The organism is Acinetobacter pittii ANC 4050 (assembly GCF_000399685.1).
In the GTDB taxonomy this organism is placed as follows: Bacteria; Pseudomonadota; Gammaproteobacteria; order Pseudomonadales; family Moraxellaceae; genus Acinetobacter; species Acinetobacter pittii_E.
This window is the reverse complement of the sequence record NZ_KB976987.1, coordinates 413,249-439,121: the sequence shown is the minus strand read 5'-3', so window position 1 is coordinate 439,121 and position 25,873 is coordinate 413,249. Positions and strand designations below refer to the sequence as shown.

Here is a 25,873-nt window from a genome sequence, read left to right as displayed (position 1 = left end):
ATTCCCAATTACATTGTTAGGTTTCATCATAAAAGAAAAAAGCGGGAAACACCCGCTTTTTTCGGCTATTTCTATTCTTCTTTAATGCCAGTTAAATCTACAGAAGCAGCATCGACATTCACATCAATATAACCATCTTTTTTCTTTTTTGCAGAATCATTACGCTTCTGCTCCAAATTGTTTAAATAGTTAACATCAATATCACCAGTTACATAGATTCCATCAAATACCGAGCAGTCAAACTCTGTTAAATCAGGCACTTTGCTAGTACGTACAGCATTTTTCAAATCTTCCAATTCTTGGAAAACTAAGCGATCAGCACCAATAATTTCTTGGATCTCTTCAACACTGCGCTCTGAAGCAATAAGCTCAGCTTTAGCAGGCATATCAATACCATAAACGTTTGGATACATCACTTTTGGTGCTGCTGAAGCAAAGTATACTTTTTTTGCACCAGAATCACGTGCCATTTGAATAATCTCATTACACGTTGTACCACGCACAATAGAGTCATCAACCAACAGAACGTTTTTCCCTTTAAACTCTAACTCAACAGGGTTTAATTTCTGACGTACAGATTTTTTACGTTGCTGTTGACCCGGCATAATAAAGGTACGGCCGATATAACGGTTTTTCATAAAACCTTCACGGAACTTCACACCCAGAATATTTGCAAGTTCTAAAGCTGAAGTACGGCTTGTATCTGGAATTGGGATAACCACATCAATATCATGGTCCTCACCCCAGTCACGTAAAATTTTATGAGCAAGCTTTTCACCCATTTTTAAACGTGCTTTATAAACCGAAATTCCATCAATAATGGCATCAGGACGAGCAAAATAAACATATTCAAAAATACATGGGCGGTATTTTGGATTAGCCGCACATTGTTTAGAGAATAATTGACCATTTGCATCGATAAAAATTGCTTCACCCGGTTCAATATCACGCTCAATTTTAAAACCAAGAGCAGTAATAGCAACTGATTCAGAAGCAATAATGTATTCCATCTCACCCTGTTCAGTTACACGTGAACCATAAATAAGTGGACGAATACCGTTTGGATCACGGAAACCTACTAAACCATGACCAGTGATCATCGCCACGACACCATACGCGCCCTGACAACGCTCATGCACACGAGAAACCGTATGAAAAATATCGTCAGCTGTAGGATTTAAAGTACCTTTCTTTTGTAATTCATGTGCGAATACATTTAAAAGAACTTCTGAGTCAGAATCAGTATTCATATGACGTAAATCTGTTTTAAACAGGTCATCATGAATTTCTTCTGCATTGGTTAAATTACCATTATGTGCAAGTGTAATACCGTAAGGTGAGTTCACATAAAATGGCTGTGCTTCAGCACTGCTCGCAGAACCAGCAGTTGGGTAACGTACATGGCCAATTCCATAATTACCAAGTAATGCTCTCATATGACGAGTATGAAAGACATCACGTACCATACCGTTATCCTTACGCAGGAAAAGACGGCCTTCATGGCAGGTTACTATTCCAGCTGCATCTTGCCCACGATGTTGCAACATCGTTAAAGCATCAAACAACATTTGGTTCACTGGCGATTTACCGGCTATACCAACAACTCCACACATAGCAACCTCGCAGACAAGCTAGGAATTAATAAAAAGGATTCTTTGTCGAATGGTCAGATCGGCTTTCTAAATCTTCCGATTTGTCCATTGGTTTTGAAGGAGCGCCTGATGCACTACCTCCAGATGTTATTTGATGAAATGCCTCACTTGCTGCATCTTTAGATAACTCTGTAGCTAAAGGGGCATATGGCAATAAATACTGTATAAGCTTGGATTGCTTCCAGTGTGGTGAACTCTCAACCCAAGGCCCTACACCCTGCATTGTAATTAGTACAACCAACAAACCCTTTAAAGAACCAAAAGCACCACCTGCTAAACGATTTAATGGCCCCAATTTCAGACTTTTCAAGAGGCCATTTAAAAATGCAGAGACGATCCATGTTAAAACAATGATCAAAAGTGCTATAAATGCAAAAGCTGCAATTTTTTGAACCACTGGATCATGACTTAAACCCGACATAGACGGCGCAAGAAGGACAGCATATTTTGCACCCATAATTAATGCAATGACCCATCCTACCAAGTTCGCAAAGGCTTTGATAAATCCTTGTCGCAAACCGTTTAGCCCCCCAATGAGCAAAAGTATCAGAATAATGATATCAATTGTGTTCATATTCACTTATGACATAGATGCAACACATTGTTTCACTAGAATAGGACCGGTATAAATCAGCCCACTATAGATCTGTACTAATGTTGCTCCAGCTTGCTGTTTTACTGCTGCTTGTTCACCCGACAAAATTCCACCCACGCCAATTAACGGGATTTGTCCTTTTAATGTTTGGGCAAACAAACGTAAGCATTCTGTACTTTTTTCAAAAACAGGTGCGCCTGATAAACCACCCGACTCGTTACCATTAGGAAGATTTTCTACACCTTCTCTTGATAAAGTCGTATTGGTAACAATTAAACCATCAATTTTAAAATGCAATAATTGTGCTGCAATAAATTCAACATCTTCAGCTGTTAAATCAGGTGCAACTTTTAGAACCAAAGGAACATAATGGTTATATTGTTCGGCTAGCTCAAGTTGTCTTTCTTTTAAGGTTTGCAATAATTCAGTTAATGCATCACCACTTTGTAAACTTCTTAAGTTCTTAGTATTTGGAGATGAAATATTAACGGTAATATAAGAAGCGTAGTTATAAACTTTCTCTAGGCAAATTAGGTAATCATCGACAGCCTTTTCTACAGGCGTATCGGCATTCTTACCAATATTAATGCCTAAAATCCCTTTAAACTTTGAAGCTTTGACATTTTCAATCAACTTATCAACGCCATCATTATTAAATCCCATGCGGTTAATAATGGCTTTAGCTTCAGGAATACGGAATAAGCGGGGCTGCGGATTACCCGACTGAGGGCGAGGCGTAATGGTTCCAATTTCAATAAAACCGAATCCTAGACCTGCCAGTGCATCAATGTGTGCACCATTTTTATCAAGTCCAGCTGCCAAACCTACCGGATTTGGAAATTCAATTCCCATACAAGTCGTTGGTTTCGCTTCTACGCTCTGACGTAGCAGGCCGAACTTATGTGCTTTATCAAGCATAGATAATGTTAATTCATGGGCACGCTCTGGTGCTAAACTAAACAACATCGGGCGAGCAAGTGAATATAACATACCAATCACAATCTACTGATTTTAGGTAGGCATATTATAGGCACAGGGAGCACAAAACACCATGCTTAAGACCAGCATATTTTAATATGTTATTGAACCGTCGCTGTTAATTTAATCTGACCTTCACTTGAAACCATTTCCATTTTTTCAATACTTAAGCCCATTTGCGCCAGTTGGGTTAAAAAGTTCGCTAAAATTGCGTAATTCTGATGAGTAACAATAATTTGTAACTGCTCACCATTTTGTTGAGAAGTAACAGTTAACCCTTGTTGTTGAGCTACACGTTGTATTTTTTCTGCTTGACCCAACTCAAGCTCACTCGCAGGTTTCATCGTGACTGCATTACTTTGCATCCACACCATCAAATCTTTTAAATCATTTAGGCGCTGTTGCTGTTGTTCTGCTAAGGAATGCATTTTCCAAAGTGAAGCTCCAATAATAGCCACTACAACAAAAATTGTAGTAAAGACCACCATGATACGTTCACGGACAGTTAAACGGTCTAAATATTGATTGATTTGTTCAATCCACTGATCAAACCGGTTTTGCAATTGAGCTAACATTTTCATTATTGTATTTTCACCACCCCAATTGCCCCACCACCATCGGCTTGAATATTACCTAACTCTGCCTTGAAACCTTGCTGATTAAGCTGCTGTGTTAAAGCTTGCAAATCATCTCCCGATTTTGCTTTTAAGGCCATGGTTAGTGTAGAAGCATCATAATTTAACTGCTGAGCTAAAATTTGTCTTTGCATTAAAATAGGTCCAACACGGCTCAACAGAGAGAGTGCTTGTGTGTCACCCTGTTTACTCATTCTTAAATGACTTTCAAATTGGCTTTTTATATTTTGTTCATTTACACGACTAGAAGGACCAAACCAATATTTATATTGCTCAATTGTCTGCTCAGCTGTTTGATTGGCTACATTTCTTAATTTCACCCAACGCAACAAATCATAGCTAAACTGAACCACAATTATTGCTAAAACAATAACCGCACATGCTTTCCAGTACCCAGAAACCGTCTGCTCTTGCCCTTTGGCTTTTGGTAAAACATTAAAAGGATGCTGTTTAGGTTTATCTAAGCCCTGAAACTCATAAAAAAATTCTGAACGTTGCTCAACACTAGAAGCTGCTTCTAAGCTTTCTAACTGTTCTACAGTCAGCCCACTATATTGATAATGTGTTTCAACTGGCTGGAACTCCAAAAACAATCCCAAATCATCCAGTGAATTACCTACCCACTTACTTTCGCGCGCCAGTAATTTTTGATCAATATTACACAGAATAACTTGTTGATCTTGAGGCTCCGGCAAAATCAAAAAGTCTGGTAACAAAGCAACGAGCTTGATTGGCAACAAATTCATCGCATGTTGCCATGTTTCCACAGTAGTTTTTGCGACGCCCAATATTGTTAATTGATCAGCATGAAAATGATGAACCACTTTCATGTGATCAATTGGCAAAGTTACAAACTCTTCAAGCAAATATTTAACACCATCTGCTCCGAGTTGCTTGTAATGAGACTTTGCTATTTGTTGCTGGAATACCTGAGCATGACGACTAGGAAAAAAGACGACAGCCTCTTTTCCTTGATGCAATTGTAGGTCTTGTATTAATTGATCCAGACTTGCAGCCTGTAACCAGTTTTCTCCGTTAGACCAATGCCATATTCCATTGGTTTCAGGCATCCATAAATACAGCATAATGGGCGAAATAACCTTTTTTAATTATATTGTGGGTATAAAACTATTTTTTTGTGTTGATAAACCAGTTGCAATCACAGCTTGATCATAAATTCGGGCTTCAGCCAATGCAAACGGATTAAAGCTTTCATGAGTCAGCAGTTCAGCAATATGTCCTACTACATTCATATGACACACCACTACAATTGACTCATAAGGAACCTGAGACAACCACTCAATTGCTTCTTTCGCATTATCGTCTGGTTTAATTTTATCGCATAACAGCACAGGCACATCTTTAAAATACGCTTGAATATGTGCCAATGTTTCTTGAGCACGTAGTAAAGGACTAACTACAAAAATGTCAGGCTTAACAATATCTTTTAAAAATGTTGCTGTTTGTTCAGCTTGAGCGTGTCCACGAGCAGTAAGAGGGCGTTTAGTGTCGTTACCATTCACAGGTGGAGCGGCTTCCCCATGGCGAACCAATGTCAGTTGCATAAATTTTCCTTGTTAATAATTCTTGCATTATAACCACAATTTATGACATTTCTTCTTCAGACTTCGTGATGAGGTAAAACAAATTCTACATCACTACGATGTCCGTTTTTCATAAGAGATAATGCAATATTTAAAGGAGGCGCCCCTTCAAAAATAACTTCATATAGAGCGTTGGTAATAGGCATATAAACATCTAGTTCTTCTGCTTTACCACGCACCTGAACGATCGTATTGATGCCTTCTGCTGTCTGACCCAACTCTTTACTGGCTTGATCAAGTGTTTTACCCGAACCTAAAGCATAGCCAATCTGATAATTACGGCTTAAAGGACTATTACAAGTCGCGAATAAATCCCCCACACCAGACAACCCCAAGAATGTAAGTGGATTTGCACCTTGTTTTACTGCAAAACGACTCATCTCGGCCAGAGCACGGGTTAAAATCATACTCTTGGTGTTTTCACCAATCTTATAAGCGGCACCAATTCCCATTGCAACCGCATAAATATTTTTAAGCGCACCACCTAATTCCACACCGTGCACATCATCACTACCAAAAACACGGAATAGAGCACTATGCAGAGCATGTTGCACAGCATAACGAACTAATTCCGAATCACTAGCAATAACGGTACCAGACGGCATACCTGCCATAATTTCTTTTGCAAGGTTTGGACCTGATAGCACACCATAAGGCACTTCTGGCAATTCTTCACGAATAATATCGCTCATGAAGCTGAAAGTTTTAGCTTCAATACCCTTGGTTAAAGAAACAACCGCTTGTGCAGTAATATATGGAGCAATTTGTTTTAAGACATCACGGAATGAGTGACTTGGAATTGCGACCAAAATAATATCTCGGTCACACACGGCTTGCTCAAGATCAGACACGGCACGTAATGATGACTCTAAAGTAAAATCCGGCAAATAACGTTTATTAATGTGGGTTTTATTAATTTCCTCAGCTGTTTCGGCATCACGAATCCAGATCATGGTATCGCAACCGTTACGTGCAGCTAAATTTGCCATAGCCGTTCCGAAGCTCCCTCCCCCTAGAACGGTAATACGTAAAGCGGTTTTTTTATCAACCGCAACAGGTTCTACCAAATCTGTAAACTTAAATTCAGCCATCTTTTATTATCCTATTTCTTACTTTTACAGACTTTTAAGCCTGCCAAACTTTTACGAATTCTTTACTTTCAATATCTGCACGGGGTGCAATTACTTTAGCTGCCGTACCGACGTAAATAATACCTGAAATTAAATCACGGGCTTGCAGGCCTAAATGCTGTTTTAACCAATTTGATTCGACAACTGCACCACTACGCCACATGGTCGAAAACCCTTGAGCTTGCAAAGATAACAAAAGATTTTGTACTGCAGCCCCTGTACTTAAGATTTGTTCAAAATGCGGTACTTTTGGATGATCTTGTAATTGTGTAAGCGCCAAAATGAGTAGCGGGGCGCGAAAAGGATGTTGTTTAACTCGTTCGAGTTGAGCGGGATCAGTTTCACCAAAATCCGCCAAAGCCTTTGCTAGCACTTCTCCAAAAGCAGCACGTTGTTCGCCCGAAACTATCACAAAACGTGTTGGCTTAAGTCTATGATGATCTGGAGCTGTCAAAGCTGCTTGGAAAGCTAACTCTAATTGCTCTGTATTTGGAGCTGGCTCAACTAATTGGCCAATAGACTGACGCTGATGAATATTTTGGTGAATTATTTGTATTGCTGAATCCGTCATTAATATTGATCTAACTCAAAAATTCAAAATAGATTAGCATAATCTACCGTTAATCCACCATTGAATCTAGCTTATAAAATTAGCGAACTCACACTTTGACATTTTTTAATACAAAACATCAAAACTCATACAACGTATTCAAAATCAATTAGAAAACCTGTGTTCAAATGGCAATATCTTTTAGCGATTAACTTTAGGTGAATTATGAAAAAAATAATTTTAGCGAGCGCAATGAGCGGTGTTGTTTTATTACTTGGTGCTTGTGCAACTACTCCTAAAAACACTCTAGCAGTTCAGAAAGAAAATAATCAGTTTGAAGTTACAGGTATTGGCAAAACCAATTTAATTGCAAAAAACAATGCAATTACAGCAGCTCAAAAAACTTGCTCAAAAAGCACTTCACCAGTCGTTGTGGATGAAAAAACAACCTACAATGGTGTATTAAAAGATGTTGTAAGTGAAAAAACTGGCCAAATGGTTGAAGCTGCGGCAGGTGTTATTGGTACATTGACTGGTAAAAATGCATCTTTAGCAAAAGATGATGACTATCAAACAACACTTACTTTCTATTGTAAAATTAATTAATTAAAAAAATCCCAATCAAATGATTGGGATTTTTTTATTAGCAGTAACCATCTAATCTGGTCAGTGGTAATTTCTTACCAATTGCTTTTTCAATTTCGGGTAAATAAAAGGCATCATCTTCTGAAAGAAAACTAATACTTACACCTTGTGACCCAGCGCGACCTGTACGACCAATACGGTGTACATAATCATCAGACTGCTCAGGCAAAGTAAAGTTAATGACATGTGATACGCCATCTACATGAATACCACGACCAGCAACATCCGTCGCAATCATAATATTATGTTTACCTTGCTTAAATTGCTCTAGCATTTTTAAACGTTTATCTTGAGCAATCTCACCTGAAAGCATACCGACTCTATATCCATCTTTCTTTAAATGATCATAAAGACGGCGCACCTGATCACGTCGATTAGCAAAAATCATGACTTTATCGATCGGCTCTTCACGCAAGATATCTTGTAATAAACGATATTTATCTTGTTTAGCCACGACATACACTCGTTGCTCTACATCGTTATTCGTTTTTTGCTCAGGCTCAATTTCAACAGTGATCGGTTCAAACAACCATTGTCTCGCCAAATTCAAAACATCATAACTAAACGTCGCAGAGAACATCAGCGTTTGACGTTGTTCCTTACGCGGAGAGTAACGGACAATACGTTTTACAGAAGGAATAAAACCCATGTCCAGTAAACGGTCAGCTTCATCAATCACTAAAAATTCAATTTGATCGAGCCAAACTTCTTTTTGTTCTACAAAATCAATTAGACGCCCAGGTGTAGCGACCATGATATCGACAAAATTAGCATCTAGCTGTTTCTTTTGCTTATCAAAATCTACACCACCTAATAATGTTACAAGGTGCAAATCTGAGAATTTTGTGAGTAGCTTTGCATCACTTTCAATTTGCAACGCCAATTCACGAGTGGGTGCCAAAATTAAGGCACGTGGCTCACCACGGAAACGCTGCTCTTGAACCGGATTATTGAGTAAATCATTAATTACACTAATCAGAAAGGCAGCTGTTTTACCAGTTCCTGTCTGTGCTCGCCCAATTGCATCATGCCCGGCTAATGTATATTTTAAAACCTTTTGCTGAATTGGGGTCATTTGAGTAAACCCTAAAGCATCAATCGCCTTTTTAAGTTGCGGATGTAAATTCAAGGTTTCAAAACCAGATGTCATAAATACGTGCTCTAACAAACAATCTCTCGAATGAGAAGATCATTATAAACAAAAACGCCCCAATTCAAAAATTGGAGCGTCCATCATTCATCAAAAAGATGAATTAGTCTTAGTCTAAAGGCTGAACGTTTTCAGCTTGAAAACCTTTTTGGCCTTGAACTACGCTAAATTCTACACGTTGGCCGTCACGTAAAGAACGGTGACCGTCACCTACGATCGCACGGAAATGAACGAATACATCGTCACCGCCGTTACGTTGAATAAAACCAAAGCCTTTAGTGTCATTAAACCACTTTACTACGCCTTGTTCACGAGCTGTCATAAGTCAATCCTCAGATGTTGAAAAAAGGACCTTCCGGTGTTGCAAACAGCAGAGCAAACAAGGTTTTAAAATATTTATAATCTTAAAGCTTGTAATCATTCTGTAAAACTATCAACAATTTCCGGTTACATCCATTTGTTATAGGGTTATTAAATCAATTTGATTGTGTGGTAAATCCTAAAACGGTTCGAGCTTAACACGGGTTTATGACAATTAATAGAATTTTTTTCAATTATTTCCCCTATTTTTAGTTCTTTTTTTAAACAGCTTATTACAATATTTTTTATAGAAATTGCCACTATCTTGTTCCATAAAATATGCTGTATTTACTAAAAATTTGTTAGAATATTTTTTTTAGTTGTTTTGATGATGAATGAGCAATACTTCTTCTAATACAGCACCCATTGAAATTAATGCCCTTGGGCAGCCCTGCCCAATGCCATTGTTAATGCTAAAGCGTGAACTTAAAAAAGCGTCAGGCAAACAACAATTTTTATTAAAATCGTCAGATCCTCATAGCGAAATTGATGTAACTCGTTACTGTGGTTTGCATCATTTTATGTGTCAAACTACACACGTATCAGAGAGAGAATTTCACTATTTAATTGAAACTCAATAATTCTTTGCTAAACTAAAAGATTAGAAATTGCATAAAATTTTACATTTCTCTACCCAATTTTCCTTAATTATGAAGCTGATTCAAATTAAGATGAATTTATTGGTTATCCCATTCGATCCTATAAGGAGAACTCATGAGTGACAGCAGCAATCAATTGATGCCCCTGTCATTGTCTGCGCCCGGTGTAAACCTTGGTGCATATATCAGTACTGTCAATCAGATTCCTATTTTAACGGCCGAGCAAGAAAAAGAACTTGCTGAGCGTTATTATTATGACCAAGATCTTGATGCCGCAAAAATGCTGGTAATGTCGCATTTACGCTTTGTCGTTCATATTGCGCGCAGCTATGCAGGTTATGGCCTACCACAAGGCGACCTTATTCAAGAAGGTAATTTAGGCTTAATGAAAGCCGTGAAACGTTTCGACCCAAATATGGGTGTACGTTTAGTATCTTTTGCCGTCCATTGGATTAAGGCAGAAATTCATGAATACGTTATTCGCAACTGGCGTATTGTCAAAATTGCAACGACAAAAGCTCAGCGTAAATTATTTTTCAATTTACGTAGTCTAAAAAAATCGAGTAAAAAACTTACGCTCGAAGAAGCTCAATCGATTGCCAATGACTTAAATGTAACACCAGAGCAAGTTTTGGAAATGGAAGGTCGTTTAACTGCCTATGATGCTGCTTTTGAGGCGCAAGGCGATGACGATGACGACACCCCACATACTGCTCCTGCGTTGTATCTTGAAGATAACCGCTATGACCCGGCTCGTTTAGTCGAAAACGAAGACTGGGAAGAGCAAAGTACTTCAGCTTTGCATGATGCAATGGACCAGTTAGATGACCGTTCACGTAATATTTTGCAACGCCGCTGGTTAGATGATGACAAATCTACTCTTCATGAGTTAGCGGCTGAATATAATGTTTCTGCAGAGCGTATCCGTCAGCTTGAAAAGAATGCGATGGAAAAGATTAAAACTGCCATGTCAGCAAGCTAAAATAAATGAAAAAATAAAAGGGCGATTCGCCCTTTTGTTTTATCTGGCTATGTTTAGCCAACCCAATCTATGTTAACGTTGCTTTTCATTATTCAATTGCGTTTTTTGTTATGTGGATTGCCATTTCAGCCCTTAATCTTGCCTTTGCAGTCATGTTGGGTGCTTTTGGAGCACATGGTCTTAAAGCTCATGCGGGTCCCGAGCAACTTGCTTGGTGGCATACTGCAACCGACTACTTTTTTTATCATGCACTAGGTCTATTGGCGCTTGGTATTTTAAGTAAGGTTCTTCCTCATTTCCCAATCAAGTTATCTTTTCTACTTATCCAGATTGGTATTCTATTTTTTTGTGGTTCGCTTTACATCATGGCGCTAGGTTTACCACGAATATTAGGTGCAATTACACCAATCGGTGGAGCCTTAATGATTGCTGGATGGCTGGTCTTGGCTTGGAATGCTTTCAAATACGCAAAATAATCGGAATGTGATCATGCAAATTTATTTAAATGGCGAATTAACGGACACGCCTTGTCAAAACCTGTTGCAACTCATTCAGGAACTGGCACTTGAAGGAAAACGCTTTGCTGTAGAACACAATCAGCAAATCGTTTCTAAAAGCAAATTAGAGCAAATTTATATTGCTCAACATGACCGTATCGAAATTATTCACGCTGTTGGCGGCGGCTAAGTCGGAGTTATCCATGCAAGACACCCCTCTCATTATTGGTTCACGTTCTTTTCAATCTCGTTTATTGGTCGGAACTGGCAAATATAAAGACTTAAATGAAACGGATTTAGCTATTCAAGCCAGTGGTGCAGAAATCGTAACCGTCGCAATCCGCCGTGTGAATATTGGACAAAATCCAGATCAACCAAACTTACTCTCAGTTATTCCGCCAGAAAAATATACAATCTTGCCAAATACCGCAGGTTGTTTTGATGCTGACAGCGCAGTACGGACTTGTATGTTAGCGCGTGAACTTCTAGATGGTCATAACCTAGTAAAACTTGAAGTTTTGGGCGATGAGAAAACCTTATATCCAAATGTAACCGAGACCCTAAAAGCGGCTCGAACTTTGATTGATGATGGTTTTGAGATTATGGTTTATACCTCGGATGACCCTATCATTGCGCAAGAACTCGAAAGTATGGGTTGTGTTGCAATTATGCCTTTAGGAAGTCTGATTGGCTCGGGTTTGGGCATTTTAAATCCACATACCATTTCAATTATTAAAGAAAATGCAAAAGTGCCAGTTTTGGTAGATGCAGGGGTTGGTACAGCAAGTGACGCTGCTATTGCAATGGAACTCGGTTGTGACGGCGTACTCATGAATACTGCTATTGCAGCTGCTCAAAATCCTATTTTGATGGCTTCTGCAATGAAGAAGGCTGTAGAAGCAGGTCGTGAAGCATTTTTAGCTGGTCGTATGCCACGTAAACGCATGGCAAATGCAAGCTCACCAGAAACAGGTTATTTCTTTAAATAATTTATTTCTTGCGATAACACAGCCTTTAATTGTCGTTATAACGCCCATGCGACTTTTATAGGCATTTTACTTTTCAAAGACGAAAAGTAACAAAAATCTTTTGTTTCGCTGATATTACATCCATGTAATACAGCGAAACGGTGGCATCCATACCACCTCACGATAGTTATCGCTTACGAGAGTTCACGTTGAGTAAGACTAAGCCTGTTGCTCATCACGTTTAAATACCAACTCTTTTGCTGATGAATTCTCAGCATCAAAGTAGTAACCTTCGGTATTAAATGCTTTGATGTCATCAGCTTTATTTAATTGGTTTTCAATAATAAAACGAGCCATTAAACCGCGTGCTTTTTTCGCATAGAAACTAATGACTTTATATTTGCCATTTTTCTGGTCAAGGAAAACAGGTTTCACAATTTCGGCCTTAATTTTTTTCTCATTAACCGATTTGTAATATTCATCTGAAGCTAGATTTACCAACAATTCAGATTTAATTGCGGCCAAATCTTCATTAATCTGATTGGTGATAATGTCACCCCAGAATTCATACAAATTGTGACCGCGAGTATTTTTTAATTTAGTACCCATCTCAAGACGATACGGCATCATTAAATCCAAAGGACGCAACAAACCATACAAGCCCGATAACATACGTAAATGGTGCTGTGCAAAATCAATATCTTTGTCTTTTAAGTGATAAGCATCTAATCCAGTATAAACATCACCCTTAAATGCATAAATCGCCTGACGAGCGTTTGAAAAATCAAACTCGGGCTTCCAATCTCTAAATCGGTCTGCATTTAGTGTGGCAATTTTTTCACTGACACTCATTAAGCTTGCAATTTCTGAAGCAGAAAGTTTACGGCTAACATCAATTAATTGTGCTGAATGTTCTAACAAGCGAGGCTGAGTAAACTCATCTGTAGGTAACGCTGTTTCATAATCTAAAGTTTTTGCAGGAGAAATTAAAGCAAGCATAGACAACCTGAAAAAATTATTATTAATGCCAACTATAACAGTAGATATTTTTTAATGCTAACTTGTGTTTTCAATGACGACTATCGGTAAAATAGGAATACGTATTGTTATTTAGCGGTTCTTATATGTCTGAGCAAACTTTCATCCAGGGTCCAGTAGGTAAAATTGAACTTTTCGTTGACCGCCCTGAAGGTGAAATCAAAGGCTTTGCGGTTGTTTGTCATCCGCACCCATTGCAAGGTGGAACCCCTCAACATAAAGTCCCTGCCCTTTTAACCCAAATCTTTAATGAATATGGTTGCATTGTTTACCGCCCGAGTTTTCGTGGTTTAGGCGGTAGTGAAGGTATTCATGATGAAGGTCATGGTGAAACCGAAGATATCTTAGCTGTAATTGAACATGTCCGTAAGCTTCATGAAGGCTTACCGTTTTATGCAGGTGGTTTTAGCTTTGGCTCACATGTTTTAGCAAAATGCTTTGCACAGCTTGAACCTGAATTACGACCTGTACAGTTAATTTTATGTGGTTTACCAACAGCTACTGTAGTAGGTTTACGTCACTATAAAACTCCTGAAATTCAAGGTGATATTCTACTCATTCATGGTGAGCAAGATGACATTACCTTGCTTTCAGATGCGATTGCATGGGCAAAACCTCAAAAGCATCCAATTACAATATTACCGGGCGCTAATCACTTTTTTACAGGTTATTTAAAACAGCTTCGTCAAATCATTACACGCTTTATTATCATGAAATAAAGGGTATTTGATGGACATAGATCGAGTCTATGTCCATCATTTCATAAGCACTGTAACTGCTAAAAATTATTCCAACTTAATCCAAAACGGGCCAAATATTTTTTACTCTATCATTATCGTTTACCCTGATTCTTATAAAATTTTAATAAGTGTCTATAATAACTTCACGCATTTGACTAAAAAATTCCAACAATATGCTTCATTTTACTTTTTTAGGCACATCTTCAGGTGTACCCACTCTGACACGTAATGTTTCAGGATTAGCGGTTCGTAACAGCAGAAATAAGGACTGGATTTTAATTGATGCTGGTGAAGGTACACAGCACCGCCTTCAACAAGCTAGACTATCCTTACAAAACCTAATAGCCATTTGTATTACACATGTTCACGGGGACCATTGTTACGGTCTAGTTGGCTTATTGGCAAGTGCAGGCATGAATGCTCGTACCAAACCACTAACCGTGATTGCACCCAAAGAGATACAGCAATGGTTTGAAATTACAGCCCAACTTACAGATTTATATTTGCCCTATCCCATCAATTTTATTGATGTTAATGAGGTAATACAGTCTCAGCAGATCTCTGATGAGTTTATTGTTCAAGCCCATCCTCTTAGCCATCGTGTCCCAAGTTTTGCCTTTAGTGTTTATATAAAATCTACACAGAAGAAGTTAGATATCCAAACTTTAACTCAGCTTGGTGTACCTAAAGGCGATATCTGGGGACATTTAAAACGAGGTTATGATGTTGAGTTTGAAGGACGAATTTTAAAATCGAAAGACTTTATCAAAGTTCAGAATCAGCAAATCCACGCAGTTATAGGTGGTGATAATGATCAACCTGAACTATTAGCAGATGCTTGCAAAGATGCTCAATTACTTATTCATGAATCGACTTATTTACAAACGGTTTTGGATAAAGTTGGTAAAGGACCAATGCATAGCTCAGCAAAAATGGTCGCTGAGTTTGCGGAACAGCAATCTTTAAGTAATTTAATTCTGACACATTTTAGTCCTAGGCATCAGGATAAAATTGGACAGCAAGCTATTACCGAAGAAGTTCGCCAATTTTATAAAGGTCATTTTTATTTAGCAAATGATTTTGATGAATTTACTTTAAATGAAGCTGGACAGCTTTTAAAAGTCGAGTAAAAGTTAAAGTTGAAGAAGCTCATGACTGAGCTTCTTATTTCTAAAAAATTACTCTACAGATGCTAAAGCTGTTACCAGTAGCTTCCAGCATTTCTCTACAGTATCTACTTTAACTCGTTCACCCGGTGCATGTGCACCTTGAATATCAGGTCCAAACGATACCATTTGTAAGTCTGGATAGTGTTCAGCAATAATCCCACACTCCAAACCAGCATGAATCACTTTAAGATTTGGTTCAATATTAAAAGCCTTTTGATATGCGTGTTGTAAGCACTTTAGAGCAGCCGAATCTGGATTTGGTGTCCAACCCGACACTAACGGTGTAAGTGTAGAACTGATATTAAATTGACTAAAATGTGTCTGAATTTTTTCTGCAAAATCTTGAGCTTCTTGATTCACCATTGAGCGAACCATTAGGACAGCTTTTCCACCTTCGCGATTTAATTTCACAACCCCAATATTATTTGAGGTTTCAACTACGTCTGGTAAAGCTTGACTCATACTTGCAACGCCGTATGGACTTGTCGCCAAAGCCTGCAACCATTCATTTTGCTGTTGTTGAATAATCACTTGATTCGTTTCAACGCTAGTAGGTTGAATAGTTAATTGCAAATTATCATCAATACCCTTTAATTGGTCTTTCCATATCGTTTGATATTCAGCGAGTAATTTTTCTAATTCAGGCAATTGGTTAGATGAAATTGCAATAGTCGCTACAGCTTCGCGAGGTAAAGCATTACGAGCAGTACCACCTGTAAACTCAACAAGGTGTCCACCAAGCTTTGCTAAATACTCATTTAAAAAGCGGGCTAAAATAACGTTGGCATTGCCACGTCCTAAATGAATATCTACTCCAGAGTGACCACCTTTAAGACCAGCCACCTGAATATTTACAACCGTCAAATTTTCAGGAATTGGTTCATAACTAAGCGGTTGCTCAACTTCAACATCAATACTGCCAGCACATCCAAGATATAACTCCCCCCACTCTTCTGTATCAATATTAAATAACCATTTTCCTTTTAGCACACCTGCTTGTAAAAGCCGTGCACCACTCATACCGGCTTCTTCATCAACTGTTAAAAGAACTTCAATTGGCCCATGAGCAATATCATTTGAGTCTAAAACTGCCAAAGCTAAGGCTACCCCAATGCCATTATCAGCCCCTAAAGTAGTGTCTTTGGCAATTAACCAGCCGTCTTCAAGAACTGGGCGAATCGGATCTTTAAAAAAGTCGTGTACTGTGCCAGTGTTAGCCTGCGTGACCATATCTAAATGGCCTTGGAGAATAACTCCAGCTACATGTTCTTTACCCGCAGTCGCATCCTTACGGATAATTAAATTACCGACCTCATCTACATAAGTTTCTAAATTCCGACTTTGTGCCCAGTTCTGTAAAAATTCACGAAGTTGCTGCTCATGCTTTGATGGGCGCGGAATAGTGCAAAGCGTTTGAAAATGCTGCCAAATCACTTGAGGAGATAATGCTGCAATATCAACTTGTGTCATGAAAACCACACTCTAATTATGTAAATATCTTAATAATTTCAATATACACAATGCATTAAAGATAGGTAGAGATTTCGGGAAAGATTTTGTATTTTTATCTTTAATCTAAAGAGTACAACTTTTTTAAAAAGCCGTACTTCATGAATAAGTCTTAATAGTCGTAGACTTAGTTTTTCCATTCAAATGCTGAAAAACTCTGATCAGCTTTCAGACTATTTTCCACGGCCTGTGCAAGCTGACGAATAATACTTTGCGTTTCAATCTTTTCAAACCAGTCTTGTTCTTCATCAGGATTGGCAGAGATTTCACACATCAAATGCCCTTCATGATCTGTTTTTTGGCAAGTAATAGATAAGGGTAAAAGATGATTATCAATACTGACTTCTACTTTTTCATGTTCATGCACAATATGTTGTGCATCAAAGCCATAATGTCCCAATTGTTTAAACAGTAAAGCCGCTACATATTCTTGTGTGATATGGCATTCATTTGGTGGATGATCAAGCACCCCATGTTGTGGGCAACTGGCAATAAATTGTAATTTTTTCATCCTTTGTCCTAACACTTTTATCATTATCTGCGCTTAGCATAAGCAATAAACAAACAGCAGCCAAGCCTTTAGCCCGCTGCTGCCGTTGCTATTGTGTTAGCAATTATAAAATGTGTTAGGTAAAAAGTTATTGGCTAACTTCGATTGTTAAGCCTGCACGATTCGCCAACTCAGTGAAAGTTGGGAAGCTTGTGGCCACCGTTTCAGTCCCTTGAATCGTAATCGGGCCAGAAGTACGAAGACCTGCCATACTAAAGCTCATAGCAATACGGTGGTCATGGTGTGATTCAATTTCACCACCAGCAAAAATTGGTGACCAATCGCCAGATTTGCCTTTACCTTCGATAATGATGCCATCTTCAGTTGGCGTACAATCAATGCCCATAATTTTTAAGCCATCTGCCATAACTTGAATACGGTCAGATTCTTTCACACGAAGCTCTGCTGCACCAGTCAATACCGTTTGGCCTTCGGCACAAGCTGCTGCAATAAATAAAGCTGGGAATTCATCAATTGCTAAAGGCACTTGGTCTTCAGGCATATGAATACCTTTAAGCGTGCGTGAACCTTTAATATGAATGTCTGCAATAGGCTCACCACCAGCAATACGTTCATTTTCAACAGTGAGGTCGGCACCCATCTGTTTTAAAATTTCAATTACACCAGTACGTGTAGGGTTAATACCTACAGCTTCCAAAACAACATCGGATCCTTCAGTAATTGCAGCACCCACCATAAAGAAAGCAGCAGATGAAATATCAGATGGCACCTGAATATCAGTACCCACTAACTTACCACCACCAACTAGAGAAATCTTGTTGCCTTCGGTTTTAACATCATAACCAAATGCACGAAGCATACGCTCTGTGTGGTCACGAGTTGGTTCTAGTTCAGTGACGGAAGTTTCTCCTTCAGCCCATAAACCAGCAAGTAAAATACCTGACTTCACTTGAGCAGAGGCCATTGGCAAGTCGTATTGAATGCCTTTTAATTGCTGACTACCCGTAATGCTGACAGGTGGTGTACCTTTTTCACCTGTTGTTTGAATTTGTGCCCCCATTAAACGTAATGGCTTAGCAATACGCTCCATTGGACGTTTAGAAAGCGATGCATCACCCGTCATCACTGAATCAAATTTTTGCGCAGACAACATGCCTGAAAGCAAACGCATGCTCGTTCCAGAGTTACCCATATACAATGCACTTGCCGGTGCTTTTAAGCCATGCATGCCTACGCCATGGATGGTCACTTCACCATTTTTAGGGCCTTCAATGCTTACCCCCATATCACGGAAAGCCTGCAAAGTTGCCAAAGCATCTTCGCCTTCAAGGAAGCCAGTTACGTGGGTAGTGCCTTCTGCAATAGCACCAAACATAATGGAGCGATGTGACACAGATTTGTCACCCGGTACGGTAAATTTACCTTTAAAGGTCTTATTTCCCGGTAAGATACTGAATTGCTGTGTCACCTTATTTTTCTCCATTAAAGGTTTTTTGGCTAACATATGATTGAAATGCTGACGTGCTGCCTGAGCATGGCCGAGTAAACCCATTAATGCATGAGAATCTTCGTTTTCAATCAATTTTCTAAGTACGGTAAGTTGTTTTTCGAAGCCATCTACAGCATTTAATATCGCTGTTTTATTGGCAAAGAAAATGTCATGCCACATTTGAGGATCACTGGCAGCAATACGCGAAAAATCACGAAAACCACCGGCTGCATAACGGAAAATATCAAGATTATCTTCACGGTTTGCAAGTTGCTCGACCAAATTAAATGCCATCAAGTGCGGTAAATGACTGGTATGCGCCAAAACCTCATCATGCTTGGCAACATCCATACAAATGACTTCAGCTTTGGCTGCCGACCAAAGTTGAATCAGTTTCTCAACTGCCCATTCTGCACTTGTTGGTAACGGCGTTAAAATGACTTTATGATTTGCAAATAGATCAACCTTGCCCGCATGAACACCAGTATGTTCACTACCTGCAATAGGGTGTCCCGGTACAAAACCTGCTGGTAAATCTTTACCAAATACAGCTTTCGCTGCATCAACCACATTGCCTTTTGTACTTCCCACATCGGTTAAGATCGTGGTTTCTGACAAATAAGGCTTAATTTGCTCAAGTACTTTTTGTGTTGCACGCACTGGCAAGGCTAAAACAACTAAATCTGCCCCTTCCACGGCTTCAATAGGATCGGAAAATCCTTCTTGTATTAAGCCAAGTGATTTTGCATCTTCTAAAGTTTTCTGTGAGCGTGTAGATGCCACGATAGTTGTCGCCAACTTTTCGGCAACAATAACGCGAGCTAAACTCGACCCAATGAGTCCTAAACCAATAAATGCAACTTTTTTAAATAGGGGTTGTGACATAACTTCAACTTTGCTTTTGCTCAAAGTTATTTAGACCTTTGAGCAATTTGTTTTTAAGCATAATGACATGCCCATCTTAATGCATGTCATTATTCCAACATGAATAATTAGAGAACAGCAGCAGGATAAGAACCTAAAATACGAAGCTCTTTTACCATTGGACGAATATCATTGATTGCCGCAGCAACATTCTCTTGATCGATATGGCCTTCTAAATCGATAAAGAATACATAGGCCCATTTTTCAGGTAATGCCGGACGCGTCTCAATGCTTGTTAAACTAATATTATGTTTTGCAAATGGCGCTAAAATTTCTAATAAAGCACCTGCGCGGTCATGCGCTGAAATTAATAATGAAGTTTTGTCATTACCACTTTGTGGAATCTTTTCACGACCAATCACTAAGAAACGAGTGGTATTTTCAGGGTTATCTTCAATATTGCTATGTAGGATTTCAAGATTATACATGCCTGCTGCGATATCAGACGCGATCGCTGCTGAATGCCATTCGTTACGAATACGACGTGCAGCTTCTGCATTTGAGTTTAAAGCAACACGTTCAACACCTGGATAATGCGCGTCTAACCATTGACGACATTGAGCCAAAGTTTGCTGATGTGCATAAATCTGTTTAATACTATCTTTACGTGTATTTTCAGAGACTAGGAATTGATGATGAATACGTAATTCAACTTCACCAATCACATTTAAATTCGATGTTTTAAAACAATCTAAAGTATGGTTCACAATACCTTCAGATGAGTTTTCAACTGGTACTACGCCGTAATGTGCACTACCCGCTTCTACTTCACGGAACACTTCGTCAATTGTTGGTAATGGACGAACAACTGCATCTTTACCAAAGTGTTTAAGTACAGCAGATTGAGTAAAAGTACCTTCTGGCCCTAAAAATGCAATACTTTGCGGAGCTTCTAAAGCGAGACAAGCAGACATAATTTCACGGAACAAACGCGCCATGGTTACATCAGACAAAGGACCTTGATTACGTTCCATGACTTTACGTAAGACTTGTGCTTCACGTTCAGGACGATAAAACAAAGGATTCTCTTCGGAAGCAAATTTAGCTTTTGCAACAGCTTCAGCAAGGCTTGCGCGGCGATTTAATAATTCTTGAATCTGTTGATCTACACTATCAATATCTTCGCGAATTTGTTCCAAACTAAGAGAAGTCGTTTTGTTTTGATCATCGTTGATCATTAGAATGCAGCCTCAGTAAAATCATCTTTTGAACGAGAGTATAACAATAGTCTGCTTTGATTTGTTAGGCAATATGGCTGTAAAAGCTTTTTTCATTAACCTTTTTGCGCACATTTCTTTGATTACTTTATTTGATAATGATTTTCATTTATCATTTGTATAATAAATTTTATTATTCCCTATTATGCATAAATCATTTTTCTTTTTATCTTCAAGTTTTTTATTAAGTACTTTAATAAGCTGTTCTGTTTTGGCTCAAACGTCTGTACAAAATCAATCAAAAATCGTTTTTCAAAATAATCAGGCACAATTTCAAATTAAATCTAAACATACAGGTCATGATTATCTTATTCAAATTTATAAACCGCCTGTTGCCCCACCCCAACATGGTTATCCAGTACTTTATATTTTAGATGGGAATGCCACATTTCCAAGTGCTGCCAATATTGCTCAATCGATTGGAGCTGGTTCTACCAAATTGGGCTTAGACCCGCTCATGATCATAGCGGTTGGTTACCCTCAGCAAAAAACCTTTGATGTGCAAAAGCGTGCTTATGATTACACTCCAAAACCTTCTGCTGAATTTCAAGCACAAGGTAAATATAAATATGGTGGTGCTGATCAGTTTATTGCGTTTTTAGATAGCGAACTCAAGCCTGAAATTGCGAAACAATTTCCAATTAATAGCCAACAACAAAGTCTCTATGGGCATTCTTTTGGAGGCCTATTTGTGCTTTATCATTTTTTTCAAAAGCCTGATGCATTTCAACGCTACTTTGCTGCAAGCCCTTCTCTCTGGTTTGATCAAGGCATGTTATTTCAACAGTTAAATCATTGGCAAAGTCAAAAACAAATTCATTCTCCGATGCTTTTAACCACAGTCGGTACCCATGAACAAGGCGGCCCTCGAACTCAACTTAACAGTAAATTTAATGAAACAGATTTCTTTAAAGCCTTAGAAAAAAAGCGTTCAGATCAATTTACTTATTGGCATTTTTATAACCCAGCTGAACAACACATTACAAATTTGTATGCGAGTTTACCCAAAGCCCTTATGTTTGCTTCATGTCAAAATTTAGAAAGCTGTAAATCTTTATTTGATGAGCAGAAGTAGAAGACAGCTCAATAAAAACTTACTCAATTTTTAAAAGCTGAGCTCGTCTCAATGTATAGATTAGCTATACTACCTAAAGACGTCATAACAACAGTAAAATAGAATGAATAAAATTATTATTTTAAGCCTACTTGGCTTCACCAGTTTCAGTTTAACGGCTTGTGGTGGTTGCCCAATAATTGCAGGATGCAATGGTACAGATCCTTCTCCATATTATATAACGACTGCCAGCAGTCAAGTTCGTGGTATTCCAATTCCCCCCAAAACCAAGCTGACCTATCAATCTCAACATTTCAGGCAGAAATTTGAGCAACCGCATGCTTTAAAAGAAAGAAATTTATCAGGTATTTCTTTACCAACAGACACAGCCATCATTTGGGGTGGTATGCCAGTTGACATGTTTATACAGTTTTCTAATCCTGAAATGAAAGGATTTTCGGTCTATCCTGCACAAGGATTTAAAGCAGAATTATCAAATGAGTTTTTACGTTTATGGAAAAGCTGTGAAAGTGATTTAGACATTACTTTAAAGGATCCAAATGACTGGTCATTTAATCCTAAAAATATGAAAATAAGAGGTTGTAGTATCAATATTCAAGAACGTAGTGCATACACCGAAGATTCCTTTCATCAAGATGAAGCAGATGAGTTTTTAAGAAAGATGAATCATGCCTTACAGCAATTACCAAAACAACAAGACTATCCTGTCATTCAACAGAAGACTAAATAGTTAAAAACAAAACAGCCTGTTCTAAGACAGGCTGTTTTTTCTTTGCTTAATTAGACTTTGCCAATTAATCCACGTGCTACGATTTCTTTCATAATTTCATTTGTACCACCGTAAATACGTTGGATACGGGCATCTACAAAGAAACGTGAAATTGGGTATTCAGTCATATAACCATACCCACCGAAAAGTTGTAGTAAGTTATCAGCGACTTTCATTTGCATATCACTACTGAAACTTTTCAATGCTGCAGCCGTTTCTACATCTAGTTTACCTTCTTGATATAATGCAACATTTCTTTCATAGAAAGCTGCTGTTGCAAGCTCATCAATTTTTGCTTGGGCTAAAACAAAACGAGTATTTTGGAACTGAGAAATAGGTTGACCAAATGCTTGGCGCTCTTTTACATACGCTGTTGCCAAATCAATTGCACCACGAATTGCCCCAATTGCAGTAGATGCAATGGCTGTACGTTCACGAGGTAACTCTTGCATTAAGTAAGCAAAACCTTGCCCAGCTTGACCGAGTAACTGGTTTTTAGGCACTTTTACATTGTCAAAAAATAGCTCAGAAGTATCTTGAGAATGCAGGCCGATTTTGTCGAGATTTGTGCCTTTTTTAAAGCCTTCTAAATGCGTATCTGCTAATAGTAACGATACACCTTTGGCACGCGCTTGAGGATCCGTTTTTACTGCGAGTACAACAAGATCAGCATGTTGTCCATTTGAGATAAATGTTTTTGAGCCATTTAATAAATAGTGATCGTCTTGCAAAATGGCGCTGGTACGCATTGATTGTAAATCCGAACCTGCTCCCGGTTCAGTCATTCCGATTGCACCCACAACCTCACCTGTTACCATTTTCGGCAACCAGTATTGTTTTTGCTCTTCTGTCCCGATATGTAAAATATATGGTGCAGCAATTTCAGAGTGGCAAGAAATCGCTGTTGATAATGCACAAAAACCAGCACGTGCAGATTCTTCAACTAACATTAATGAATAATAGGTTGGCACACCGTAACCACCATATTCTTCTGGGACATCCACACATAAAAAACCATTTTCGCCCAGTTGACTCCAGACAGAACGCGGCATAATTCCTTCACGCTCCCATTGGTCGTAATGAGGCGCAATATGCTCACTCATAAAACGTTTAAAATTATCACGGAATAATTCTAAATCTGCATCGTATGCCAACATAATATTTTCCTTCAGCTTTATTGTTTTATCGAATCTCATTGCTGTGCATGCTAATCATTTTTTCAGCAACTGTCATGGCATAGCCACTCATTAAAACTGTACTTTTCAGTCAGCCAATAAAAAAGGAAGCCCAAAGCTTCCTTTTTTATATAGGTTTATTTGAATTAATCTAGACCTTCAGCGACTTGAGGAGTTTTTTGTTCCATCATTTTTCTGTCGACTTCATCTGGATTATTCAAAGCATCATTCAACTTATCTTTATCTAAAGCACCGACCCATTTTGCGACGACTATCGTTGCTAAAGAGTTACCCACAAGATTGGTTAATGCACGTGCTTCTGACATGAAACGGTCAATACCTAAAATCAATGCCAAACCTGCCACTGGAATATGGCCAACAGCAGATAAAGTTGCTGCCATCACAATAAAGCCAGAACCTGTTACACCCGCTGCACCTTTAGATGAGATTAAGAGTACTAGTAACAAAGTAATCTGATGCTGAATATCAAGCTGTGTATTTGTTGCCTGAGCAATAAAGATTGCAGCCATGGTCAAATAAATTGACGTACCATCAAGGTTAAATGAATAACCTGTTGGTATCACCAAACCAACTACAGATTTTTCACAACCTGCAATTTCAAGTTTACGCAACATGCGAGGTAAAACTGATTCAGAAGAAGATGTACCAAGTACAATTAATAACTCTTCACGAATTAAGCGAATCATCTTAAGGATACTAAATCCGCTAATACGGCTGATTGTACCCAAGATCAAGAAAATAAAGAGTAAACAAGTAATATAGAAACAGATAATGAGCTGCCCTAATTGTACAAGTGAACCAACACCATATTTACCGATAGTGAATGCCATCGCACCGAATGCACCAATCGGAGCCAATTTCATGACCATATTCACAATGTTAAAAAACACATGTGCAACTTGATCAATAAATTTTAAAACTGGACGTCCGGCATCACCTAACTTATGTAAAGCAAAACCAAAGAGAATTGCAAAAAGAAGGACTTGTAAGATTTCACCATTTGCAAATGCACCAACAACCGTATCTGGGATGATGTGCATTAAGAAATCAATGGTAGATTGTGACTCACCAGAACTGACGTATTTTTGAATGCCCGAAGTATCAAGAGTAGTAGGGTCAACATTCATCCCTACACCCGGTTTAGCAATGTTAATTACAACAAGGCCAATTAGAAGTGCAATTGTTGAAACGATTTCAAAGTATAACAATGCAACGCCGCCAGTTTTTCCGACTGACTTCATGCTTTCCATACCAGCAATACCGCTTACAACGGTACAGAAAATAACTGGAGCGATGATCATCTTGATCAAACGAATAAAGGCATCACCTAATGGCTTGAGTTTCTCACCTAAACCTGGGATATGTTGTTCAACACCATTGACAATTTGCGTGGAGCTTGGAGAAAAATGTCCCACCAAGATACCCGCAATAATCGCAATAATCACCTGAAAATAAAGTGATTTATAAATCGGTTTTTTAGCCATAACTTTACTTCAATCTATATTTCCAAGTCCGTTGGAAATACCAAAATGAAACGTCTATTCTTTACGAATACACAGCCCTAACCTTTCACATTAACACCGCAAAAGGGAAATGGTTTTTTGTGAACAAAAAACCTTCCTACTACCTCAATGAAAACAAAATAGATGTTTTCTAAAACAGGAGAATACCTGAAGTTTCTAACCACTTTGAGTAGCTAGAAATAACCTCTTACTTTTTCAATAAAAAGCTGAAGATATAGGAGAATCACATAAAATTATGATATGAGTGCTCAAAAAAGCACGAGAAAGTGTACTCGAATTAAATAACGATTCGGTTAAATTTTTAGCTGATACGCATAAAAAACACTCAGGCAATCCTAAGACTTTAGTATAAGAAACACTTTTGATAT

General features: G+C 38.4%; 27 protein-coding genes. 10 read left to right on the top strand and 17 right to left on the bottom strand.

Annotated features, from left to right (window positions below):
• Positions 1-71 precede the first annotated feature (71 nt).
• The 8 genes from purF to F931_RS05955 all read right to left on the bottom strand — a co-directional run bounded on the left by purF (position 72) and on the right by F931_RS05955 (position 7,165).
• On the bottom strand, positions 72-1,613 hold the full coding sequence (purF, locus tag F931_RS05990; RefSeq protein WP_016140511.1) for an amidophosphoribosyltransferase: 1,542 nt from the start codon (positions 1,611-1,613) through the stop codon (positions 72-74).
• Between the two features lie 25 nt (positions 1,614-1,638).
• The gene (locus tag F931_RS05985; RefSeq protein ID WP_016140510.1) at positions 1,639-2,226 is read right to left on the bottom strand and encodes a CvpA family protein; all 588 of its coding nucleotides are present in this window, start codon (positions 2,224-2,226) and stop codon (positions 1,639-1,641) included.
• Positions 2,227-2,232: 6 nt separating this feature from the next.
• On the bottom strand, positions 2,233-3,237 hold the full coding sequence (gene pyrD, locus F931_RS05980) for a quinone-dependent dihydroorotate dehydrogenase (protein ID WP_016140509.1): 1,005 nt from the start codon (positions 3,235-3,237) through the stop codon (positions 2,233-2,235).
• Positions 3,238-3,326: 89 nt separating this feature from the next.
• Positions 3,327-3,806, bottom strand: a complete 480-nt coding sequence (gspM, locus tag F931_RS05975; protein WP_016140508.1) for a type II secretion system protein GspM — start codon at positions 3,804-3,806, stop codon at positions 3,327-3,329.
• Positions 3,806-4,945, bottom strand: coding sequence for a type II secretion system protein GspL (gene gspL / locus F931_RS05970; RefSeq protein WP_016140507.1), 1,140 nt, complete (start codon positions 4,943-4,945; stop codon positions 3,806-3,808). The genes gspM and gspL overlap by 1 nt, the downstream gene beginning before the upstream one ends.
• Before the next feature lie 24 nt (positions 4,946-4,969).
• A complete protein-coding gene (locus F931_RS05965; protein WP_016140506.1) occupies positions 4,970-5,425 on the bottom strand; it encodes a SixA phosphatase family protein in 456 nt (151 codons plus the stop codon).
• Between the two features lie 56 nt (positions 5,426-5,481).
• Complete coding sequence (gene gpsA, locus F931_RS05960) at positions 5,482-6,555, bottom strand: NAD(P)H-dependent glycerol-3-phosphate dehydrogenase (protein WP_016140505.1); 1,074 nt, start codon at positions 6,553-6,555, stop codon at positions 5,482-5,484.
• A gap of 34 nt (positions 6,556-6,589) precedes the next feature.
• Entirely contained in the window at positions 6,590-7,165 is a 576-nt protein-coding gene (locus F931_RS05955) for a nitroreductase family protein (RefSeq protein WP_016140504.1), read from the bottom strand.
• A gap of 204 nt (positions 7,166-7,369) precedes the next feature.
• On the opposite strand from F931_RS05955, the gene F931_RS05950 reads away from it, so the two are divergent.
• The gene (locus F931_RS05950) at positions 7,370-7,750 is read left to right on the top strand and encodes a putative periplasmic lipoprotein (protein ID WP_016140503.1); all 381 of its coding nucleotides are present in this window, start codon (positions 7,370-7,372) and stop codon (positions 7,748-7,750) included.
• A gap of 37 nt (positions 7,751-7,787) precedes the next feature.
• Here the strand turns inward: F931_RS05950 and rhlB are convergent, their stop codons facing one another.
• Positions 7,788-8,939: an ATP-dependent RNA helicase RhlB gene (gene rhlB, locus F931_RS05945; RefSeq protein WP_016140502.1), complete on the bottom strand. Its 1,152-nt coding sequence runs from the start codon at positions 8,937-8,939 to the stop codon at positions 7,788-7,790.
• A gap of 109 nt (positions 8,940-9,048) precedes the next feature.
• Complete coding sequence (gene cspG, locus F931_RS05940; protein ID WP_000126912.1) at positions 9,049-9,261, bottom strand: cold-shock protein; 213 nt, start codon at positions 9,259-9,261, stop codon at positions 9,049-9,051.
• A 373-nt stretch (positions 9,262-9,634) separates the two neighbouring features.
• On the opposite strand from cspG, the gene F931_RS05935 reads away from it, so the two are divergent.
• The 5 genes from F931_RS05935 to thiG all read left to right on the top strand — a co-directional run bounded on the left by F931_RS05935 (position 9,635) and on the right by thiG (position 12,366).
• On the top strand, positions 9,635-9,880 hold the full coding sequence (locus F931_RS05935; protein WP_016140501.1) for a sulfurtransferase TusA family protein: 246 nt from the start codon (positions 9,635-9,637) through the stop codon (positions 9,878-9,880).
• A 133-nt stretch (positions 9,881-10,013) separates the two neighbouring features.
• Entirely contained in the window at positions 10,014-10,880 is an 867-nt protein-coding gene (gene rpoH / locus F931_RS05930; RefSeq protein WP_002115267.1) for an RNA polymerase sigma factor RpoH, read from the top strand.
• Between the two features lie 110 nt (positions 10,881-10,990).
• Positions 10,991-11,356, top strand: coding sequence for a DUF423 domain-containing protein (locus F931_RS05925; protein WP_016140500.1), 366 nt, complete (start codon positions 10,991-10,993; stop codon positions 11,354-11,356).
• Between the two features lie 13 nt (positions 11,357-11,369).
• The gene (gene thiS, locus F931_RS05920; protein WP_016140499.1) at positions 11,370-11,567 is read left to right on the top strand and encodes a sulfur carrier protein ThiS; all 198 of its coding nucleotides are present in this window, start codon (positions 11,370-11,372) and stop codon (positions 11,565-11,567) included.
• Between the two features lie 13 nt (positions 11,568-11,580).
• Positions 11,581-12,366, top strand: a complete 786-nt coding sequence (gene thiG / locus F931_RS05915; protein ID WP_001154366.1) for a thiazole synthase — start codon at positions 11,581-11,583, stop codon at positions 12,364-12,366.
• 198 nt (positions 12,367-12,564) lie between these two features.
• Here the strand turns inward: thiG and yaaA are convergent, their stop codons facing one another.
• Positions 12,565-13,344: a peroxide stress protein YaaA gene (gene yaaA, locus F931_RS05910; RefSeq protein ID WP_016140498.1), complete on the bottom strand. Its 780-nt coding sequence runs from the start codon at positions 13,342-13,344 to the stop codon at positions 12,565-12,567.
• Positions 13,345-13,469: 125 nt separating this feature from the next.
• Here yaaA and F931_RS05905 point away from each other — a divergent pair, with 125 nt between their 5' ends.
• A complete protein-coding gene (locus F931_RS05905) occupies positions 13,470-14,102 on the top strand; it encodes an alpha/beta hydrolase (protein WP_025470269.1) in 633 nt (210 codons plus the stop codon).
• A 194-nt stretch (positions 14,103-14,296) separates the two neighbouring features.
• Positions 14,297-15,253 (top strand): ribonuclease Z, encoded by a 957-nt coding sequence (gene rnz / locus F931_RS05900; protein ID WP_016140496.1) that lies wholly within the window; start codon positions 14,297-14,299, stop codon positions 15,251-15,253.
• Between the two features lie 48 nt (positions 15,254-15,301).
• Here the strand turns inward: rnz and pepD are convergent, their stop codons facing one another.
• The 4 genes from pepD to pheA form a co-directional block, all read right to left on the bottom strand.
• Positions 15,302-16,762, bottom strand: coding sequence for an aminoacyl-histidine dipeptidase (pepD, locus tag F931_RS05895; RefSeq protein WP_016140495.1), 1,461 nt, complete (start codon positions 16,760-16,762; stop codon positions 15,302-15,304).
• Positions 16,763-16,928: 166 nt separating this feature from the next.
• The gene (locus F931_RS05890; protein WP_016140494.1) at positions 16,929-17,312 is read right to left on the bottom strand and encodes a hypothetical protein; all 384 of its coding nucleotides are present in this window, start codon (positions 17,310-17,312) and stop codon (positions 16,929-16,931) included.
• Positions 17,313-17,439: 127 nt separating this feature from the next.
• Positions 17,440-19,686, bottom strand: coding sequence for a bifunctional prephenate dehydrogenase/3-phosphoshikimate 1-carboxyvinyltransferase (gene aroA, locus F931_RS05885; RefSeq protein ID WP_025470268.1), 2,247 nt, complete (start codon positions 19,684-19,686; stop codon positions 17,440-17,442).
• A 107-nt stretch (positions 19,687-19,793) separates the two neighbouring features.
• Positions 19,794-20,903 carry a prephenate dehydratase gene (gene pheA / locus F931_RS05880; RefSeq protein WP_002049199.1) on the bottom strand — a complete coding sequence of 370 codons (1,110 nt, stop codon included), beginning with the start codon at positions 20,901-20,903 and terminating at the stop codon, positions 19,794-19,796.
• 184 nt (positions 20,904-21,087) lie between these two features.
• Here pheA and F931_RS05875 point away from each other — a divergent pair, with 184 nt between their 5' ends.
• Positions 21,088-22,017: an alpha/beta hydrolase gene (locus F931_RS05875; protein ID WP_016140492.1), complete on the top strand. Its 930-nt coding sequence runs from the start codon at positions 21,088-21,090 to the stop codon at positions 22,015-22,017.
• Positions 22,018-22,120: 103 nt separating this feature from the next.
• On the top strand, positions 22,121-22,747 hold the full coding sequence (locus tag F931_RS05870; protein WP_016140491.1) for a hypothetical protein: 627 nt from the start codon (positions 22,121-22,123) through the stop codon (positions 22,745-22,747).
• Between the two features lie 50 nt (positions 22,748-22,797).
• On the opposite strand, the gene acadL is transcribed toward F931_RS05870, so the two are convergent.
• Together acadL and F931_RS05860 are read right to left on the bottom strand one after the other, a co-directional pair.
• Positions 22,798-23,943: an acyl-CoA dehydrogenase family protein gene (gene acadL / locus F931_RS05865; protein WP_016140490.1), complete on the bottom strand. Its 1,146-nt coding sequence runs from the start codon at positions 23,941-23,943 to the stop codon at positions 22,798-22,800.
• 164 nt (positions 23,944-24,107) lie between these two features.
• On the bottom strand, positions 24,108-25,466 hold the full coding sequence (locus tag F931_RS05860) for a dicarboxylate/amino acid:cation symporter (protein ID WP_002118145.1): 1,359 nt from the start codon (positions 25,464-25,466) through the stop codon (positions 24,108-24,110).
• Between the last annotated feature and the right edge of the window lie 407 nt (positions 25,467-25,873).